Here is a 16921-nt window from a genome sequence, read left to right as displayed (position 1 = left end):
CAAACAGAAAAGCCTTTGATTATATCTTGGGAATCGTAGTTTTTGCCTAGAAAAGGCTCAATATTGCCTAAAACTGGGGTTTAAATGCTATTTTCGGCTTATTCGGCGAACATTGACATCACTGAATCACCCTTACTAATGCGGGAAAGGGTTTCAGCCAGGATGGAGGCAACGCTCAATTGACGGATTTTGCTCACTTTCAAGGCTTCAGCAGTCAACGGAATGGTGTCAGTAACAACCAATTCGTCTAACTTAGAGGCGGCAATACGGGCTACAGCACCACCAGAGAGTACTGCATGGGTACAGTAAGCGGTAACGCCCTTAGCACCACGCTCTTTCAGTGCCTCAGCAGCTTTGCAAAGGGTCCCGCCAGTATCAATAATGTCATCCATGATGACGCAGTGGCGACCCTCTACTTCACCGATTAAGTGCATTACCTCTGATACGTTTGCTCTAGGGCGGCGTTTATCAATAATTGCTAAATCTGTGCCCAATTGCTTTGCCATTGCGCGCGCGCGAACTACACCGCCAATATCCGGAGAAACAATGATGAGATCTTTTTGGGTTTTCTGGGCCTGAAGGTCAGCGAGTAATACAGGGGATGAGTAGATGTTATCTACTGGGATATCAAAGAAGCCTTGAATTTGGTCGGCATGAAGATCCATGGTCAAAACACGCTCAATGCCAGCAACAGATTGAAGCATGTTTGCTACGATTCTGGCGGAGATGGCAACCCGTGCAGAGCGTGGACGACGGTCTTGTCTAGCGTAACCGAAGTAAGGGATCACTGCGGTTATACGGCTTGCTGATGCTCGTTTAAGTGCATCAATCATGATCATGAGTTCCATCAAACTATCGTTCGTTGGAGCGCAGGTCGATTGGATAATGACCACGTTCTTGCCGCGGACGTTTTCTTGAATTTCTACCTGGATTTCACCATCAGAAAATCGACCAACAAATGCTTTTCCCATAGGGAGATTGAGCTCTTTGGCTACCGCATGGGCCAAAACCGGATTTGCGTTGCCTGTGAAAAGAGTCAGTAAATCAGCGTTCATTGGGGCGGACATAGGTGATTTTGGAGTTTTGGTAGAGGTCGAATGGATGTCTTTTTGGTCGTATCTACAGAGTTTGGCAGGGGAAGAAGGATTCGAACCTTCGCATGCTGGAATCAAAATCCAGTGCCTTAACCAGCTTGGCGATTCCCCTACAGGTCAATCTGAAGAAATCAAATTGTAAGCGGGATTTTTATTTAGCCCCCGAACAATTCGACCTATCCATCCTTTTGGAAGATTTTGCAGAAGATTTTCTAGATTTGCGGTGTCCGTCTTAGGGTCTAAGGCGGCAAAAACGCTACTTCCAGAGCCGGACATACAAGGTGCCGAGTTGGGCACTGCCTCGTAAATCCAATCTAAAGCTTGCTTCACTTCAGGACATTTCTGCACCGCTACTGCCTGACAATCATTCGACTGATATGAGCTTGGCGATGCAAGAAAGCCATCTATTGTAATCGGTGCATGATCGCGGGTCAATTGAGGGTCTTGAAAAATCTGAGCAGTGGCAATCCCCTGGTTAGGGAAGATCACCACAAAGTCTTGGGTTTCCAAGGAAATTGCCTGTAATTTCTCTCCAACACCCTCAACAAATGCATTTTGGCCAAAGATGAAAAATGGCACGTCTGCCCCTAGTTTTAGGCCGAGCTGACACAAGGTAGCGATATCAAGATGGAGATCCCAAAGGGTGTTCAGGCCTATGAGTGTGGATGCAGCATCAGAGGATCCACCGCCCAGACCTGCGCCCATGGGAATCATTTTTTTCAAGCCGATTTCAACACCCTGATTGGTCTTGCAAAAATCTTTTAAGGCTTGGGCGGCGCGGACTACTAAATCTTGTTCTGGGGGAACGCCTGGAATAGGGTCAATACGACGAATCTCATTTTCAGAAATGGGCTTTAAGGTGAGGACATCACACCAATCAATCAACTGGAAGACAGATTGGAGTAGGTGATAGCCATCTTCACGACGCCCAACAATGTGTAGAAATAGATTGAGCTTTGCGGGACAGTAGATTTCTAAAGTCTTACTCATCAATCACACTTCACTCATTTGGATTATCAAACACCAAGCGAATATCAATCGAGCCAATATTAGAGCTGCGAGTCATCATGAGTTTTTCTAAACGCTGCGCATTATTCCAGTTGTAATTTAAGGTCCAACCATCTTGCGTGATTTTGCTCACTTGCCCTTTTGCATTTCGCTCAACACTGGCATTACCGCCGGGACGAGTTTTCCCACGCAACCAGTCTGATAAGCCGCGAGCAGGTAGCGGCAGTCCTAATGTATTTTGTATCAGAGTGTCAGCATCGATAGCTGTGGTTAATTGACCATCGCGCTCTAGAATCGCCTCACCAGGTTTGATCGTAATTTTTGCAATGGATCCACCTACTGGATTACGAATTTCTAATACGTCGGTCAGTTCGTCTTGAGTCAATGTAAATCCACCTGAGCCACCCTGATTTTTACTTTCGGTAAGTCCCGTAATTTTTACCGCAAAGCGACCGTCCCATGTGCCTTTGAGAGCAGTATCTGCTAGCGACCAATCAGGTTTCAAGCGCTTCAAAGTTTCTTTGAGAGTTGGGTTGTTGGCATCTAATTGCTGACCTGTGCGCCACATATCTTCTGCTTGCGCTGGGCGATTCATTGCCCATAAGACTTCGCCAATGTGTGCGGCAATATCTGCTTCAGGTTTCATGCTAAATGCTTGTTGCAGTTGATCTAAGGCGAGATCATTTTTACCCATCCGAAAGTTTACCCAGCCAAGACTGTCTAATATAAAACCATCTTTAGGTGAGAGTTGATGTGCTTTACTAATCAGCTTAAATGCTTCTGGTAATTTCTGATTGCGATCAGCCAGTGAGTAACCAAGTGCATTTAAGCTGTTTACATCATTCGGATTTTTGCGCAAGATTTCGCGCAGCGTTTTCTCCATTACATCGAGATGTCCCGATTTTTCAGCAGACATGGCATAGGTGTAAAGAAGCCCTGGATCTTTTGGTTCCGGCTTTAATGTTGAAGCGATTTCATAGAAAGCTCTTAGTGCTTCTGATTCATCGCTTGCTTTAGCTAGTAGCGCCTGAATCTGTAGCAAAGTATTTTCACGTTGCGCTGGTGTTTGTTGACTCAAGAGTGAGATGGCAGGTTTGACTGCATCTGACCAGCGTTGATTCAGAATTAAGAGGGTGACGAGCACTTCTTTGGGTTTAGTTTGTTTCGGTCCAGCCAAACCATCCCAAGTTTGAGCTGCCTGTAGTGCAAGTTCAGGCGCACCTGCTGTTATTGCGATCTCCATAGCCCTTTGTGCCAAGCGGGGGTCATCTAGCTGGCGAGCGAGCTCCAGATAGGTTGTGTATGCCAATCCAGCTTCACCGCGCTGCAGGGCGATTTCAGAGGCTAGGACCTCAAATACAGCTTGACCGCTATCCAGGCTGCTGGATTTAGCGATGGCACTGCTGGAGGATAGGCTAAGGCCGAGTCCAGCTATAAGCAGTAAGACCCTTAATGAAGGCTTTAATAAAAATTTGGTCATAAGCACATTCTAATCCGCGAATCTACAATCCATTTATGCCAGAACTCCCAGAAGTCGAAGTTACCCGATTGGGTATCCAGCCCCATTTAGAGGGGCTTAGGGTAAGCGCAGTCAAAATTATCGATGGTCGCTTGCGCTGGCCGGTTCCGAGTAATTTAAATACCTTGCTTGCTGGTCAAAAAGTCTTGGGAATAGAACGCCGCGGCAAGTATCTTTTAATGGAGTTTGATGCGGGTTATCTATTGTTGCATTTAGGTATGACCGGAACCTTGCGGGTCCTGCCTAGTAGCGACCCCCTCAAGCTACATGATCGGGTGACTTTCGAGTTTGGCAAGCTGAGTTTGCGTTTACATGACCCCCGAAAGTTTGGCGCTATTTTATGGCACTCAAAATCCAAGGGGCCAATTGAGAGTAATGCGCTTTTACAAAAATTAGGAGTGGAGCCTTTTTCACCAGAGTTTGAGGGCGAGCTTGGTACTGAGGTTCTGTATCGGTGCTCACGCAAACGTAGTGTTGCTGTGAAGCAATTTTTATTAGCAGGGCAAGCAGTGGTGGGTGTCGGCAATATCTATTGTTCTGAAAGTTTATTTGAGGCGGGTATTCATCCGGCAAAAGCTGCTGGAAAACTCACGCGTCCACAATGCTCTAGGCTAGCTACTGCAGTGAGATTGATTTTGAAAAAAGCGATTGCTGCGGGTGGTAGCTCCTTGAAAGACTTTGTAAATAGTGAGGGTGACCCAGGGCACTTCATGGTACAAACCAAGGTCTACGATCGTAAAGATCAGCCTTGCAAGGTATGCAAGGCACCGATAAAACAAATAGTGCAAGGTCAACGATCTACTTATTTTTGCCCCCAATGTCAGAAGCGTTGATCAAGCACTTTGCTACTAAGCTGATCGCTTGGCATGGCAAGGACGGACGCCAAGGCTTGCCATGGCAGAGTATTCGAGATCCGTACGCTGTGTGGGTCTCTGAAATCATGCTGCAACAAACTCAGGTAGCTACTGTTTTAGAGCGCTATCCCCGTTTTATGAAACGTTTTGCGACGGTAAAAAAATTGGCTGCCGCACCACTAGATGATGTCTTGGCAGAATGGGCGGGGCTCGGCTATTACACGCGCGCTCGCAATCTTCACGCTTGTGCCAAGCAAGTGATGGAAGAATTTGGGGGTAAGTTTCCCAATAACCCATTGTTGCTCGAACAGCTCAAAGGCATTGGTAGATCTACAGCAGGTGCTATAGCCGCATTTGCATTTCATGAGCGGGCACCGATTCTGGATGCCAACGTCAAACGAATTCTGGCGCGACTATTTGGTGTAGGTGGCGCCATCCAAGAAAAGGCAGTAAACGACGAGTTGTGGCTACTGGCTAAAACACTGCTCCCTAAAAAAGCTGTGGATATGCCAGTGTATACCCAGGCTTTGATGGATTTTGGGGCAACCTGGTGCACTTCTCGAAAGCCTATCTGTTTGAGTGGGACAAGGAAATGCCCATTCGAAAAAGAATGCCAAGCCAATCTCAGTGATCAGGTTTTACTATTACCGCGCAAAGTCATCAAAGCAAAATCCCCTGAATTTAATTGCGACATGCTGTTGCTCAGACATGGCGATTCAGTGTTGCTACAAAGGCGTCCAGATAAAGCTATCTGGGGCGGACTTTGGTCTTTGCCTGAATCTACTTGGAGGCCTATAGAAAAAAACTCCAAACCTTCAAGCAACAATTCAGTTGATTTAACTGTGAAAGAATTATTTCAGCTGGTGCTGCCAGATGAAAAGATCTCTAGCGCCTTAAAGAGTACTTACTCAATTGAACGGGGACTTGAAATTAAACATGTCTTCACGCATCGTCGTTTATGGATGCAGATTTGGCATGTGACCTCAAGTGAAGGTGTGAAATTCGACGGCGATGACTTGAAGTGGATTCCCTTGCGCCAGCTCGGAAAATACGGCTTACCCCAACCAATTAAGCTGCTTTTGCAGGGATTGAATCTAGCTCGCGATGGCGAGTTAAGAAATTAATCTGGAGTGTGGCCAAATCTTTTTGTGGCAGAAAATGCGCAATGATGCGACTCACAAGATAAACCGAGCGATGCTGTCCGCCAGTACAGCCGATAGCGACAGTAAGGTAACTACGACCATCTGCGATGTAGTGAGGCAACCATTTTTCAATAAATTGAATAATGTCATTTTCCATACTGACGACTTCAGGAATTTTTTCTAAGAACTCGCGAACCGGCTGATCTTTGCCAGACATGGGGCGTAACACTTTGTCATAGTGTGGATTGGGTAGGCAGCGAACATCAAATACGAGATCCGCTTCACTAGGTAAGCCTTTTTTAAATCCAAAAGATTCAAAAATAACGGTGAGTCCTTGTGGCTTATCTTTCAGAAGATCTTGGATCCAGGATCGTAAGGCATGAGCAGGTAGATTGCTAGTATCAATACTATGTGCTTGAGCACGCAGAGGCTCTAAGAGATTGCGCTCTTTATCAATAGCCTCGATGAGGGTAGCAGCTTGGGTTTGCTGAGTTTTTCCAGAAAGCGGATGGCGCCTGCGGGTTTCGGAGAAGCGCTGGATTAGTGTATTGGTATCAGCATTGAGGAAAACAATGCGTACCTGATGGTTACGTCTCAGGTTTTCTAAAATCTGCGGAAGCTCTGCAATCGACTGACCGCGACGTGCATCAATGGCCACTGCAACACGTTCACTTTTTTCACCTTCCAGCGTAGTGATAAGGTTTTCTAGAAGGGTGACTGGAAGGTTATCAACACAGTCATAACCCGCGTCCTCAAATGCTCTCAGTGCAACTGATTTACCTGAGCCAGAGATGCCGGTAATCAGATTAATTTGCATATTAAATAAGGCGGCCTTGTGACTTTGAGGACTCTGCTTCAGCATTCATTTGCAAACGCTGGCGCTCCATGAATTCTTTTAAGGTATCGATACCTCGTAGTTGCAAAATTGTATTGCGTACGGCAGCCTCTACGAGAACTGCTAAGTTGCGACCTGCAGCCACTTGAATTTTGACAGTTCTAATTGCTACACCCAATACATCAATATGTTGGGTTTCTAAGGGTAGACGCTCAAACTCACCATCGTTGCGACGAACCAATTGCACTATCAAACGTAATTTCAATTTTCGACGTACGGCTGTTTCACCAAAGATGGTGCGGATATCCAATAAGCCCAGTCCACGAACTTCCAAGAGGTTGCGCAGAATCACAGGGCAGCGACCCTCGATATAGTCTGGTCCTAGTCGAGCAAAGTCCACCGCATCATCAGCCACCAAGCCGTGGCCCCGAGAAATCAGCTCTAAACCCAATTCGCTTTTACCTAAGCCAGACTCACCCATGATCAAAACACCCAAGCCCAGAATATCCATAAATACGCCGTGCATCGTAATCTGGGGCGCGCCAATTTTAGTGAGGTAGGTGCGAAGGTGATCAATCACCTCTGCAGCTGATATCGCTGTTGTAAAGAGTGGGGTGGAGGATCGTTGGCAGAAAAGCTGTAGGGCGGCATCAGCTGCTTTACCGTCAGCCACAACAACGCAAGGTGGCATTTTAGAAATGAGGTCGAAGATCTGTTCTTCTCGCTGCTGTGTTTCAAGTTGGGCATGATAGTTAATCTCCTGTTCACCAAAAATCTGAATACGGCTTGGGTGAATGAGATTTAAGTGACCTACTAAGTCTGAGCTGGCTGCAGCGGCTTTAACAGCCTCTGGCGGAAATCGCCTGTCCGCGCCTTCTAGACCGCCGATCCAGGATAGCTTTAGATCGGAGACATTGTCATCAAAGATTTGCTGGGCGGTCACTCCTTCTAGGAGTAGGGGTTGAGTAGTCAAGTTGAGCCCCACGTTTGTAGGATTTCACAAACCTTCTCTGGACTGCCCTCCGACGCAAGTAGCTTACGAGTATCCTGATCGGATAAGAGCTGTGCAATCGAGGACAGAATTTCTAAATGTTGCTGAGTTGCTTTTTCAGGAACAAGTAAAAAAATCAGGATGGACACGGCCTCACCATCAGGCGCAGCAAATTCAATTGGCTCTTTTAGTTTGACGAATGCAGCAATCGGCTGTTTTAGCCCCTTTACCCGACCGTGTGGGATGGCAACGCCAGCGCCCAGTGCGGTAGAGCCTAAGTCTTCGCGTGCATTTAAAAAGCCAACAATTGCCTCGGCTTCAAGACCTGCTTGTTTGGCAAATAGTTGCCCTACGGCCGCAAATGTCTCAGTCCTATTCTTAGAAGGACTATTTAAGGCAATACGGTCTAAAGCGAAAAGATCGGTCAGGGCATTCATAGCACTAGATTATAGATGTCCTGATGCTAGAGATTACTCAAAATGTTTTTCGTGGTGATGATCTTGAATTTTTTCTTTGTGCTTCACAACTTGACGCTCAAGTTTATCAACCACTGCATCCATAGCATGGTAGAGGTCTGCGTTATGTGCTTCGGCAAAGAGTTCTTTGCCTTTAAGATGAATGGTGATCTCGGCTGCTTGACGAAGATCTTTTTCTTTGGCGTTATCAACAATCAGAAATGCGGTGGCATCTAAAACGTGATCAAAGTGTTTGCGAATTTTTTCTAACCCAGCTTCGAGGTGGGAACGCATAGCTGGAGTAACTTCAACATGACGGCTATTAATTTTCAGATTCATCAGCAGCTCCTATTCATAGAAAAACAAAATGCGTGCGCAAATAATCATTCGGGGTGCGCAGCAGGCCCCTGTAATGTTGTACTTGTTTATGCGGAAATGAACTTCATGAACCTCCAGCGTATCAGCGATTTTGCTGAAAACCAAGGGGCAGATCATGTTTATTTAGTAAATACCCGAAAAAGCGCCGAATATTTACATGCGGAAGTTTTCGCCTAAGTAGACTCGTCTGACGGCATCATTCTCGATAATTTGGTCTGGTTTGCCTTCAGCCAGAACGCTACCTTCGCTGATGATGTAGGCATGATCACAAATCCCCAACGTTTCTCGAACGTTATGGTCGGTGATAAGTACGCCAATTTGGCGGTCTCTTAAAAAGCGCACAATCCGCTGGATTTCTCCAACCGCAATTGGGTCAACTCCAGCAAATGGCTCATCTAGCAAAATGAACTTAGGCTGGGAGGCTAATGCTCTAGCAATCTCAACACGGCGACGCTCGCCACCAGATAGGGAAAGAGCGGGGTTATCTCGCAGATGGCTGATTTGGAGCTCACCCAAGAGCTCATCTAGCCGATGCGCTATATCGGCCTTACTTAACGGTTTTCCACCTTGCACTTGTAGCTCTAATACGGCTTGAATATTTTCAGCCACATTGAGTTTTCTAAAAACAGAAGCCTCTTGTGGGAGGTATGACAAGCCCATGCGAGCCCGTTCATGAATTGGTAGATGTGTGATGTCAGTGCCGTCTAAAACAATGTTCCCACCATCCAAGGGAACCAGGCCAACAATCATGTAGAAAGAGGTTGTTTTGCCAGCGCCATTTGGCCCTAAGAGTCCTACTACTTCGCCGCACTTAACCTCGACTGACACATCCCGTACTACTGTACGAGAGCCATAGCGCTTTTGAAGGTGCTGAGCGCTTAAAGTTGCTGGTTTTTGAGTGCTACTGGAATTCGTGGTCATCTCTCTAGTGTAGCTTTTCTTCTTGGTGAAAGGATGGCTCTGGCTAGTGGCAGGTCTTCTGCTTTGGCATCAGTAGGCGGTAAGACTTGATAGCGCTGCTGAACATCATCGTAGTCAATTTTCCAGCCGTGTAATTGATCTAGCATTTGCATATTGTGAAGACGCTTCAAGCTGGCATCGCCAGTCAGTGTGAGAAGCTCGGTTTTTGCATTGTAGGTAACCGCTTTGCCCCGACCCTGCATAAACTCATTAGCGGGCCCTTCGCGTCTTTGTCTAAAGCTGGCGGTAGATGAAGAGTTACCCTGAACATCAACGTACTCATAACCCTCGGGGTCGACTTTGATATCACCCTTCGCGCCAGCAATCAAAATGCTGCCTTTGATTAAGAGCACTTCACCATCAAGCTCATAGACCTGTTGTACATCGTTTACAGACACTTTTTCTGCTTCCAGGATGATGGGTTTGTTTTGATCAGCTTTTTCAGCATGAGCGGTAAGGCAAGTTCCTAGTAGCGCAAACACTATTGGCAATTTTCGCAATAGTTTCATTGCTGCGCTCCAGGTTGTATGCGCTCGATACGACCCTTTACTTGACCAGATAAAACCATGCTTTGTTCGATGTTGTTAAATACGCCACCATCATTTGAGTGCATCACAGAAACCCCTTGCTCTAGCGTAATAGGTTTATCCGTTTTAATAATGTCATCATTAATGAGTACTTTGAAATAAGAAGAGCGCGCAAGCATGCGTGGTCTTGCTGGCTCAGATGCTGTAGCAGACTGTTGCGGCCTAAATATTTCGGCGTTATCAATCAGATCCAAAATTGTCAGGTCGCCGTCTAAATGACCCTTGTCTGCTTTGACAGTCACCGGTGACTTTTCAGGTGGGAACAAGCGTATGCGCGGTGTTTCAATATCGATTGAAGCGTCATTGTCGTAGTGAATGACTTTCTTACCAAGTACGCGATATTTAGTATCACCAGATTCATTGAGGGCAGATAAGGCGCCATTGCTAATAGTGTAGTCAGGCTCATGAAGGCGCACACGTTCAATTGCTGACTTTTCTGCTGGTGCATTTTTCTTAACTAACCAAAACGTGACGAGAGTGAGCGTACCCATCAGAATCAAAGGCATCAGGCGTAAGGATGTGCGCCAGATACTCAGTTTGATTTTTTGGGTATTCAGTTCCATTACAAAGTGACCTTAAGCACGCGCCTGAGTAAGTAATTCCTCATAGCGGTTTTGCGCCTTTAAAATTAGATCGCAGACTTCACGTACCGCACCACTACCGCCAGATCGAGTGGTGACAAAGTGAGCCACTTCTTTCACAGCGTCATGCCCTTGCGCAGGACATATCTTCAAGCCTGCAGACTTCATCATTTGCAAATCAGGCCAGTCATCGCCCATAACGGCGCAGTCGGATGACTTCAGTCCAAGCGATTGCAAGATGCTTTCTAAAGCATCGGCTTTATCTTCAACACCCATATGTACGTGTTTAATGCTGAGCTCTTCGCAACGAGCCAAAACCATTTTGGAGCTACGCCCTGTAATGATGGCTGTCGGGATGCCTATTTTTTCCAATAACTTAATTCCCAAGCCATCCTGAATATCAAAAGCCTTCAGGGATTCTTTGCCGCTTTCACCAATAAATACTTGGCCATTTGTCAGTACGCCATCAACATCTAAAACGAGAAGCTTGACAGCACCAGCACGATCCCAGGCCTGTGGATATTGGCTTAGGGGGTTGGTGTTGTGAGCGTGAAAGGCGGTGGGCATATAAGCGGGTAAATGAATAATTAAAAAAGTAGAAAACTTAAATAACCTTGGCGGCAAATAAATCATGGAGGTTGAGTGCCCCAAGTAATGCGCCTGCAGGATCGGTGACTACCAAATGATTGATGCGATGCTTTTCCATCATCTCAATAGCCTCTTCTGCCAATAACTCTGGCGGAATCGTGCGCGGTGCTGAGGTAATCGCCTTTTCTAAAGTGAGACCATCTAAATTGGTGCTTTTCTCAAGTAAGCGCCGTAAGTCGCCATCTGTAAAGATGCCGGCAACTTTGTTTGCATTATCTAAAGTAACCACCATACCCATGCGCTTCGCAGTCATCTCGAGTAAAGCATCTTGCAGGGAAGCGGAGATTGCAATTTTGGGGGTTTCATCAAAACTACGCATGACTTCACTGACATGCATTAGCTGTTTGCGACCTAAGCGACCACCTGGGTGTGAGCGCTGAAAATCTTCCGCCTGAAAGCCACGCGCATCTAGAAGGGCAACCGCTAGGGCATCACCCATAGCGAGGGCTGCGGTTGTGCTGCTGGTTGGGGCGAGGTTCAGCGGACAGGCTTCTTTTTCAACGCTAGCATCTAAATGGGCATCCGCTAACTTTGCCAAAGAGGAATTGGGCGCGCCAGTCAGCGCAATCAGCTTTGCTCCAGTGCGCTTGACGATTGGTACGATGGTGAGTAGTTCATCAGTCTCACCGGAATTAGAGAGTGCAACAAAGACATCATCACGGGTCACCATCCCTAGATCGCCATGGCTAGCTTCCGCAGGATGAACAAAAAAAGCGGGGGAGCCTGTAGAAGCAAAGGTAGCTGCAATTTTGCGAGCAATATGCCCTGATTTACCAATTCCAGAGACGACGATGCGGCCTTTGCAGGAATGGAGCAGATCAACTGCCAATACAAGGGCGTCTGCATTAGCGCCTTCAAGGCGATCGCGCATGGTGTGCAGTGCAGCAGCCTCAATCGTGAGGGTGTCGCGTGCAAGCTTTAGGGTTCGGTCACGAGTCTTAGCTATCATGGGGTGAGTATATGCCGTCAGTCCTTCAGTTAACTCTCATCTTGCTGGCCTCCGCAGTAGCCGGAGTAGTTATTTTCCGCTATTTTGGGCTACCCCCTATTTTGGGCTATCTTGCCATTGGCGTCCTGATTGGGCCACATGCCCTTGGTTTAGCCAACGATTCAGCCACAGTGAAGTATTTAGCTGAATTTGGCGTGGTTTTCTTGATGTTCTCCATTGGCCTGGAATTCAGCCTCCATAAGCTACGGGCCATGCGGACCATCGTATTTGGCTTGGGTGGCAGTCAGGTCATTTTGACCATGCTCCTGGCAGTCCCAGCCAGCCTCTTGATGAACTGGATTTACCCCATTTCCTGGCAGGCGGCTATTGCGCTGGGAGGTGCTTTAGCGATGTCCTCCACAGCGATCGTTACCAAACTCATTTCTGATCGTTCTGAAATTGAAACCGAGCATGGGCGCAACATTATCGGTATTTTGCTGTTTCAGGACTTAGCGGTAGTTTTCTTGTTGATTTTGCTGCCTTCGCTCGGCAAGAATCCTGGAGACCTATTTTTAGCGCTCACTGCAGCATCGATCAAGATCACGGTAGCGCTGGTACTCATTTTTGTTATCGGCCAAACCTTGATGAGTCGTTGGTTCGGTTTAGTTGCCAAATTGCGGTCTCAAGAATTATTCATGCTCAACCTCTTGTTGATTGTTTTGGGGATGGCGGGACTAACTGAACACTTTGGCTTATCTTTAGCCTTAGGGGCTTTCTTGGCAGGGATGTTAATTGCCGAAACGCCCTATCGCCACCAGGTGGAAGAAGACGTTAAGCCTTTCAAAGATGTGCTCTTGGGCCTCTTCTTTATTACTGTTGGCATGCTATTAGATTTTGAAGTGATTTATCAACAGTGGGTGCTAGTTTCAATCTTATTAATCGGCCCATTGATTTTTAAGTTCGGCTTGATTGCTTTATTGTCACGTGCCTTTGGTTCAAGTCCTGGTATTTCTATTCGGACGGGCCTGTGTTTGGCGCAGGCTGGTGAATTCGGTTTTGTGCTCTTAAATCAAATTGATGGTTTAGATTTAATTGATCCTGCCTTGAGTCAGGCTGTATTGGCAGCAATGTTACTGTCGATGTTTGGTGCACCTTTCTTAATTCAATATAGTGATCGCATTGCGATGCGTTTTTCTAGCAATGAGTGGCTATTGCAATCGCTGGCACTGACACGTGTAGCAGCAAAAAGTGTCCGCACAGAAAATCATGTGGTCATTTGTGGTTTTGGTCGCTCAGGTCAAAGCTTAGCCCGCATGCTCGATCAAGAAAAAATCCCTTACATTGCATTAGACATGGACCCTGATCGCGTGAATGAGGCTGCCGCTGCTGGAGATAACGTGGTCTATGGCGATGCTAGTCGAGAAAATTATTTGGTTGCAGCTGGCCTGTCAAGAGCAAAGGCCGTGGTGATTACTTATGCGGACACGCCGGCTAGTTTCAAAGTGTTACATCAAGTCGAGCACCTGCGTCCTGGTATGACAGTATTGGTGCGCACAAAAGACGATGCAGACTTAGCTAAATTACAAGCAGCTGGTGCGACCGAGGTGGTGCCGGAGTTGATTGAAGGTAGCTTGATGATGGCGTCCCATGTCTTACTGATCATGGGTGTACCTATGCGTAAGGTGGTGCGTCGCATTACTGGCGCCCGTGAAGCTCGTTATAGCCTGTTGCGCGGCTACTTCCGTGGCGTGAATGATGAGGTGGATACTAAGGAATCATGGCGCTTACACTCAGTTACTTTGTTGCCTGAGTCAGCCAGTATTGGGCAGACGCTTGAAGAGTTGCATCTTGAAAATGAAGGTGTGAGCGTGCAGGCAGTGAGGCGAAAAGTGGGTGGCTCTGACTACGTCAAATTAGAGCTCACCCCCGACTTGCGTTTACAAGCCAACGACATCTTGGTGCTTTCAGGCAATTCAGAAGCGACTGATTTAGCCGAATCCAAATTGCTCTGATGACAAATGCACTCCGATGAAATTACTTTTTCTTTTTAGCTGCAACGGGTTGTTTGCGAATCAATAGCGGCGCTAAGTAATGCCCAGTAAAGCTAGCCGCATTCTTCGCCACTTCCTCGGGCGTTCCAGTAGCAATAATCTGCCCACCACCTGCACCACCTTTAGGTCCTAAGTCAATAATCCAATCAGCAGTTTTGATCACATCTAAGTTGTGTTCAATGATGACGATCGTGTTGCCTTGTTTCTTGAGGGTCTGAAGAACAGTCAGTAATAACTGAATGTCATGGAAATGCAAGCCTGTAGTTGGCTCATCCAAGATGTAGAGCGTTCTACCGGTATCGCGTTTAGAAAGCTCTAAAGAAAGTTTGACGCGTTGCGCCTCGCCACCAGACAAAGTTGTGGCGCTTTGACCTAATTTCACATAACCTAAACCCACATCGAGTAAGGTTTTGAGTTTTCGTTTGACGATTGGAACAGCTTCAAAGAATTCATGGGCTTGTTCGATGGTCATCGACAGCACTTCATGGATATTCTTGCCTTTGTAACGAATGTCTAAAGTTTCACGGTTGTAGCGTTTACCGTGACAGACATCGCAAGGAACATATACGTCCGGTAAGAAATGCATTTCTACTTTAATAACGCCATCACCTTCGCAGGCATCACAACGACCACCCTTGACGTTGAAAGAAAAACGTCCTGCTTCATAGCCGCGTTCGCGTGCAGCGGGTACGCCACAAAAGAGTTCTCTGATAGGCGTGAATAATCCAGTGTAAGTGGCTGGGTTTGAGCGTGGGGTTCTACCAATCGGGGATTGATCTACGCTGATGACCTTGTCAAAGTGCTCCAAGCCTTTTATCGCATCATGCGCTGCTGGCTCTGCATTGGAGCCGTAGATATGATGTGCAACTGCATGGTGCAAGGTGTCGTTGATGAGGGTGGATTTACCTGAGCCAGATACGCCAGTGACGCAGGTTAATAAGCCGACAGGAATCTTGGCGTGAACGGATTGCAAGTTGTTGCCACGTGCACCGATGATTTCTAAGAACTTGTCATTTACTGGGATACGTTTTTCAGGAACGGCGATCCACTCCCGACCAGATAAGTAGGCGCCTGTGAGAGATTTAGGATTGGCCTCTACTTCTGCAGGAGTCCCTTCGGCTACGACTTCGCCACCATGTACGCCCGCACCAGGACCAATATCAATGACGTAGTCAGAGGCGCGAATCATATCTTCATCATGTTCAACTACCAGCACGCTATTGCCGAGGTCGCGTAAATGCTTCAAGGTGCCGATAAGACGATCGTTATCACGTTGATGCAAACCAATAGAAGGTTCATCCAATACGTACATGACTCCTGTGAGACCAGAGCCAATCTGTGATGCCAAGCGGATGCGCTGCGCTTCACCACCAGAGAGTGTGTCTGCGCTACGCTCTAGTGATAAGTAGTCTAAGCCGACATCGTTTAGGAATCGTAGACGTGAACCAATTTCTTTCACAATCTTGTCAGCGATTTCTCGTTTAGCGCCTTTGAGTTCGAGTGCTTCAAAATATTCTTTAGCTTCCTTTAAAGGAAGGGCGCTGATTTGATAAATCGCGCGTGACTGCTTACCATCACCGACTTTGACAAAACGCGCTTCTTTGCGCAAGCGACTGCCACTACATGAAGGGCAGGTCTGTACATTTTGATAGCGTGATAATTCTTCTCGAACGGTTGCCGAGTCGGTCTCACGATAGCGACGCTCAAAATTAGCAACAATGCCCTCAAAAGCATGCTCACGAGTACTATTTTTGCCGCGCTCATTGATGTATTCAAAAGGAATGGTGACATCACCCGAGCCTAATAAAATCAGATCTTGCTGTTTCTTATTGAGAGTCTCAAAAGGTTTCTCGACATCAAACCCGCCATGCTTGGCCAGTGTTTGTAAGAGCTTGAAATAAAACTGATTACGACGATCCCAACCTTTAATTGCACCAGAGGCCAGCGATAAGTCTGGGTGGGCAACAATGCGCTTAGGATCAAAGAAGGATTGATGGCCTAGACCATCACAAGAAGGACATGCGCCCATCGGATTATTAAAAGAAAAGAGTCGTGGCTCAAGTTCTTGCAATGAATAGGAGCAAATTGGGCAGGCAAACTTGCTGGAGAAAATCATTTCCTTGCCGGTATCCATGTCGACAATCATGGCTTTGCCATCAGCAAGTCGGAGAGCAGTTTCAAAAGATTCTGCTACACGCTGCTGAATATCAGGACGCACTTTAATACGATCTACGACCACTTCAATTGAATGCTTATCGTTCTTCTTTAATGCTGGCAATTGATCCACTTCAAAGATCTCTGCTTTAGCAGTATTAGTTGTGCCACCACCTGAGCGCACACGAAAGCGAACAAAGCCTTGTGCTTGGAGATCTTGAAATAAGTCTACGAACTCACCCTTACGCTCACTCACCACGGGAGCCAAGATCATAAGCTTAGTGTCTTCAGGCATAGCTAATACGGTATCAACCATTTGAGAAACGCTTTGCGCTTCTAATGGCAGATCGTGGTCTGGGCAATGCGGGGTTCCAGCGCGTGCAAACAGCAAGCGTAGGTAATCATGAATTTCTGTAACCGTACCCACAGTCGAGCGGGGATTATGGCTGGTCGCTTTTTGCTCAATCGAGATTGCCGGTGATAGGCCTTCAATCGTATCGACATCAGGCTTCTCCATCAGCTGCAAGAATTGACGGGCATAAGCAGATAAGGACTCTACATAGCGACGCTGACCTTCGGCATACAGGGTGTCAAAAGCCAATGAGCTTTTTCCTGAGCCAGATAGGCCAGTCAAAACGACTAATTTCTCTCTAGGGATATCTAGATTGATGTTTTTGAGGTTATGGGTGCGGGCACCGCGGATCTTGATTTCGTTATTCATGATTTTTTAGCGTAA

General features: G+C 46.9%; 16 protein-coding genes and 1 tRNA gene. 3 read left to right on the top strand and 14 right to left on the bottom strand.

Annotation, left to right across the window (positions count from 1 at the left end; translation table 11 throughout):
- Window positions 1-98: 98 nt before the first annotated feature.
- The 4 genes from C2747_RS09635 to C2747_RS09620 all read right to left on the bottom strand — a co-directional run bounded on the left by C2747_RS09635 (window position 99) and on the right by C2747_RS09620 (window position 3582).
- Entirely contained in the window at window positions 99-1055 is a 957-nt protein-coding gene (locus C2747_RS09635) for a ribose-phosphate pyrophosphokinase (protein WP_215333159.1), read from the bottom strand.
- Window positions 1056-1129: 74 nt separating this feature from the next.
- A tRNA-Gln gene (locus C2747_RS09630) sits at window positions 1130-1206 on the bottom strand.
- A gap of 5 nt (window positions 1207-1211) precedes the next feature.
- Window positions 1212-2084 carry a 4-(cytidine 5'-diphospho)-2-C-methyl-D-erythritol kinase gene (gene ispE, locus C2747_RS09625; protein ID WP_215331593.1) on the bottom strand — a complete coding sequence of 291 codons (873 nt, stop codon included), beginning with the start codon at window positions 2082-2084 and terminating at the stop codon, window positions 1212-1214.
- Between the two features lie 10 nt (window positions 2085-2094).
- Entirely contained in the window at window positions 2095-3582 is a 1488-nt protein-coding gene (locus C2747_RS09620; RefSeq protein ID WP_215331592.1) for a lipoprotein insertase outer membrane protein LolB, read from the bottom strand.
- A 35-nt stretch (window positions 3583-3617) separates the two neighbouring features.
- Here C2747_RS09620 and mutM point away from each other — a divergent pair, with 35 nt between their 5' ends.
- Both mutM and mutY read left to right on the top strand, forming a co-directional pair.
- A complete protein-coding gene (gene mutM, locus C2747_RS09615) occupies window positions 3618-4454 on the top strand; it encodes a bifunctional DNA-formamidopyrimidine glycosylase/DNA-(apurinic or apyrimidinic site) lyase (RefSeq protein WP_215331591.1) in 837 nt (278 codons plus the stop codon).
- Entirely contained in the window at window positions 4439-5599 is a 1161-nt protein-coding gene (gene mutY / locus C2747_RS09610) for an A/G-specific adenine glycosylase (RefSeq protein ID WP_215331590.1), read from the top strand. Before mutM ends, mutY begins: the two co-directional genes overlap by 16 nt.
- Here mutY and rapZ read toward each other — a convergent pair.
- The 9 genes from rapZ to C2747_RS09565 form a co-directional block, all read right to left on the bottom strand.
- Window positions 5544-6434, bottom strand: coding sequence for an RNase adapter RapZ (rapZ, locus tag C2747_RS09605; RefSeq protein WP_215331589.1), 891 nt, complete (start codon window positions 6432-6434; stop codon window positions 5544-5546). The genes mutY and rapZ overlap by 56 nt on opposite strands.
- 1 nt (window position 6435) lies before the next feature.
- On the bottom strand, window positions 6436-7425 hold the full coding sequence (gene hprK, locus C2747_RS09600) for an HPr(Ser) kinase/phosphatase (RefSeq protein WP_215331588.1): 990 nt from the start codon (window positions 7423-7425) through the stop codon (window positions 6436-6438).
- Window positions 7422-7880: a PTS sugar transporter subunit IIA gene (locus tag C2747_RS09595; RefSeq protein WP_215331587.1), complete on the bottom strand. Its 459-nt coding sequence runs from the start codon at window positions 7878-7880 to the stop codon at window positions 7422-7424. The genes hprK and C2747_RS09595 overlap by 4 nt, the downstream gene beginning before the upstream one ends.
- Window positions 7881-7913: 33 nt before the next feature.
- Window positions 7914-8237, bottom strand: coding sequence for a ribosome hibernation-promoting factor, HPF/YfiA family (gene hpf / locus C2747_RS09590; protein ID WP_215308501.1), 324 nt, complete (start codon window positions 8235-8237; stop codon window positions 7914-7916).
- Window positions 8238-8429: 192 nt separating this feature from the next.
- The gene (gene lptB, locus C2747_RS09585) at window positions 8430-9197 is read right to left on the bottom strand and encodes an LPS export ABC transporter ATP-binding protein (RefSeq protein ID WP_215331586.1); all 768 of its coding nucleotides are present in this window, start codon (window positions 9195-9197) and stop codon (window positions 8430-8432) included.
- Window positions 9194-9745, bottom strand: coding sequence for a lipopolysaccharide transport periplasmic protein LptA (gene lptA, locus C2747_RS09580; protein WP_215331585.1), 552 nt, complete (start codon window positions 9743-9745; stop codon window positions 9194-9196). Before lptA ends, lptB begins: the two co-directional genes overlap by 4 nt.
- Window positions 9742-10386, bottom strand: coding sequence for an LPS export ABC transporter periplasmic protein LptC (gene lptC, locus C2747_RS09575; RefSeq protein WP_215331584.1), 645 nt, complete (start codon window positions 10384-10386; stop codon window positions 9742-9744). The genes lptA and lptC overlap by 4 nt, the downstream gene beginning before the upstream one ends.
- A gap of 12 nt (window positions 10387-10398) precedes the next feature.
- Window positions 10399-10971, bottom strand: a complete 573-nt coding sequence (locus tag C2747_RS09570; protein ID WP_215331583.1) for a KdsC family phosphatase — start codon at window positions 10969-10971, stop codon at window positions 10399-10401.
- Between the two features lie 37 nt (window positions 10972-11008).
- On the bottom strand, window positions 11009-12001 hold the full coding sequence (locus C2747_RS09565; RefSeq protein ID WP_215331582.1) for a KpsF/GutQ family sugar-phosphate isomerase: 993 nt from the start codon (window positions 11999-12001) through the stop codon (window positions 11009-11011).
- An 11-nt stretch (window positions 12002-12012) separates the two neighbouring features.
- Here C2747_RS09565 and C2747_RS09560 point away from each other — a divergent pair, with 11 nt between their 5' ends.
- The gene (locus C2747_RS09560) at window positions 12013-13992 is read left to right on the top strand and encodes a monovalent cation:proton antiporter family protein (protein WP_215331581.1); all 1980 of its coding nucleotides are present in this window, start codon (window positions 12013-12015) and stop codon (window positions 13990-13992) included.
- Between the two features lie 22 nt (window positions 13993-14014).
- Here the strand turns inward: C2747_RS09560 and uvrA are convergent, their stop codons facing one another.
- Complete coding sequence (gene uvrA / locus C2747_RS09555) at window positions 14015-16906, bottom strand: excinuclease ABC subunit UvrA (RefSeq protein ID WP_215331580.1); 2892 nt, start codon at window positions 16904-16906, stop codon at window positions 14015-14017.
- Window positions 16907-16921: the final 15 nt, after the last annotated feature.

Origin of the sequence: Polynucleobacter corsicus (assembly GCF_018688255.1) — a bacterium.
Classification (GTDB): Bacteria; Pseudomonadota; Gammaproteobacteria; order Burkholderiales; family Burkholderiaceae; genus Polynucleobacter; species Polynucleobacter corsicus.
Note: the sequence above shows the minus strand (reverse complement) of the source record. Positions and strands in the feature narration are given on the sequence as shown.

What these genes read in the sequence shown, in the direction of transcription:
- C2747_RS09635 (WP_215333159.1), bottom strand. Translation starts at nt 1,055, where the DNA reads ATGAACGCTGATTTACTGACTCTTTTCACAGGCAACGCAAATCCGGTT.
- ispE (WP_215331593.1), bottom strand. Translation starts at nt 2,084, where the DNA reads ATGAGTAAGACTTTAGAAATCTACTGTCCCGCAAAGCTCAATCTATTT.
- C2747_RS09620 (WP_215331592.1), bottom strand. Translation starts at nt 3,582, where the DNA reads ATGACCAAATTTTTATTAAAGCCTTCATTAAGGGTCTTACTGCTTATA.
- mutM (WP_215331591.1), top strand. Translation starts at nt 3,618, where the DNA reads ATGCCAGAACTCCCAGAAGTCGAAGTTACCCGATTGGGTATCCAGCCC.
- mutY (WP_215331590.1), top strand. Translation starts at nt 4,439, where the DNA reads ATGTCAGAAGCGTTGATCAAGCACTTTGCTACTAAGCTGATCGCTTGG.
- rapZ (WP_215331589.1), bottom strand. Translation starts at nt 6,434, where the DNA reads ATGCAAATTAATCTGATTACCGGCATCTCTGGCTCAGGTAAATCAGTT.
- C2747_RS09595 (WP_215331587.1), bottom strand. Translation starts at nt 7,880, where the DNA reads ATGAATGCCCTGACCGATCTTTTCGCTTTAGACCGTATTGCCTTAAAT.
- hpf (WP_215308501.1), bottom strand. Translation starts at nt 8,237, where the DNA reads ATGAATCTGAAAATTAATAGCCGTCATGTTGAAGTTACTCCAGCTATG.
- lptB (WP_215331586.1), bottom strand. Translation starts at nt 9,197, where the DNA reads ATGACCACGAATTCCAGTAGCACTCAAAAACCAGCAACTTTAAGCGCT.
- lptA (WP_215331585.1), bottom strand. Translation starts at nt 9,745, where the DNA reads ATGAAACTATTGCGAAAATTGCCAATAGTGTTTGCGCTACTAGGAACT.
- lptC (WP_215331584.1), bottom strand. Translation starts at nt 10,386, where the DNA reads ATGGAACTGAATACCCAAAAAATCAAACTGAGTATCTGGCGCACATCC.
- C2747_RS09570 (WP_215331583.1), bottom strand. Translation starts at nt 10,971, where the DNA reads ATGCCCACCGCCTTTCACGCTCACAACACCAACCCCCTAAGCCAATAT.
- C2747_RS09565 (WP_215331582.1), bottom strand. Translation starts at nt 12,001, where the DNA reads ATGATAGCTAAGACTCGTGACCGAACCCTAAAGCTTGCACGCGACACC.
- C2747_RS09560 (WP_215331581.1), top strand. Translation starts at nt 12,013, where the DNA reads ATGCCGTCAGTCCTTCAGTTAACTCTCATCTTGCTGGCCTCCGCAGTA.
- uvrA (WP_215331580.1), bottom strand. Translation starts at nt 16,906, where the DNA reads ATGAATAACGAAATCAAGATCCGCGGTGCCCGCACCCATAACCTCAAA.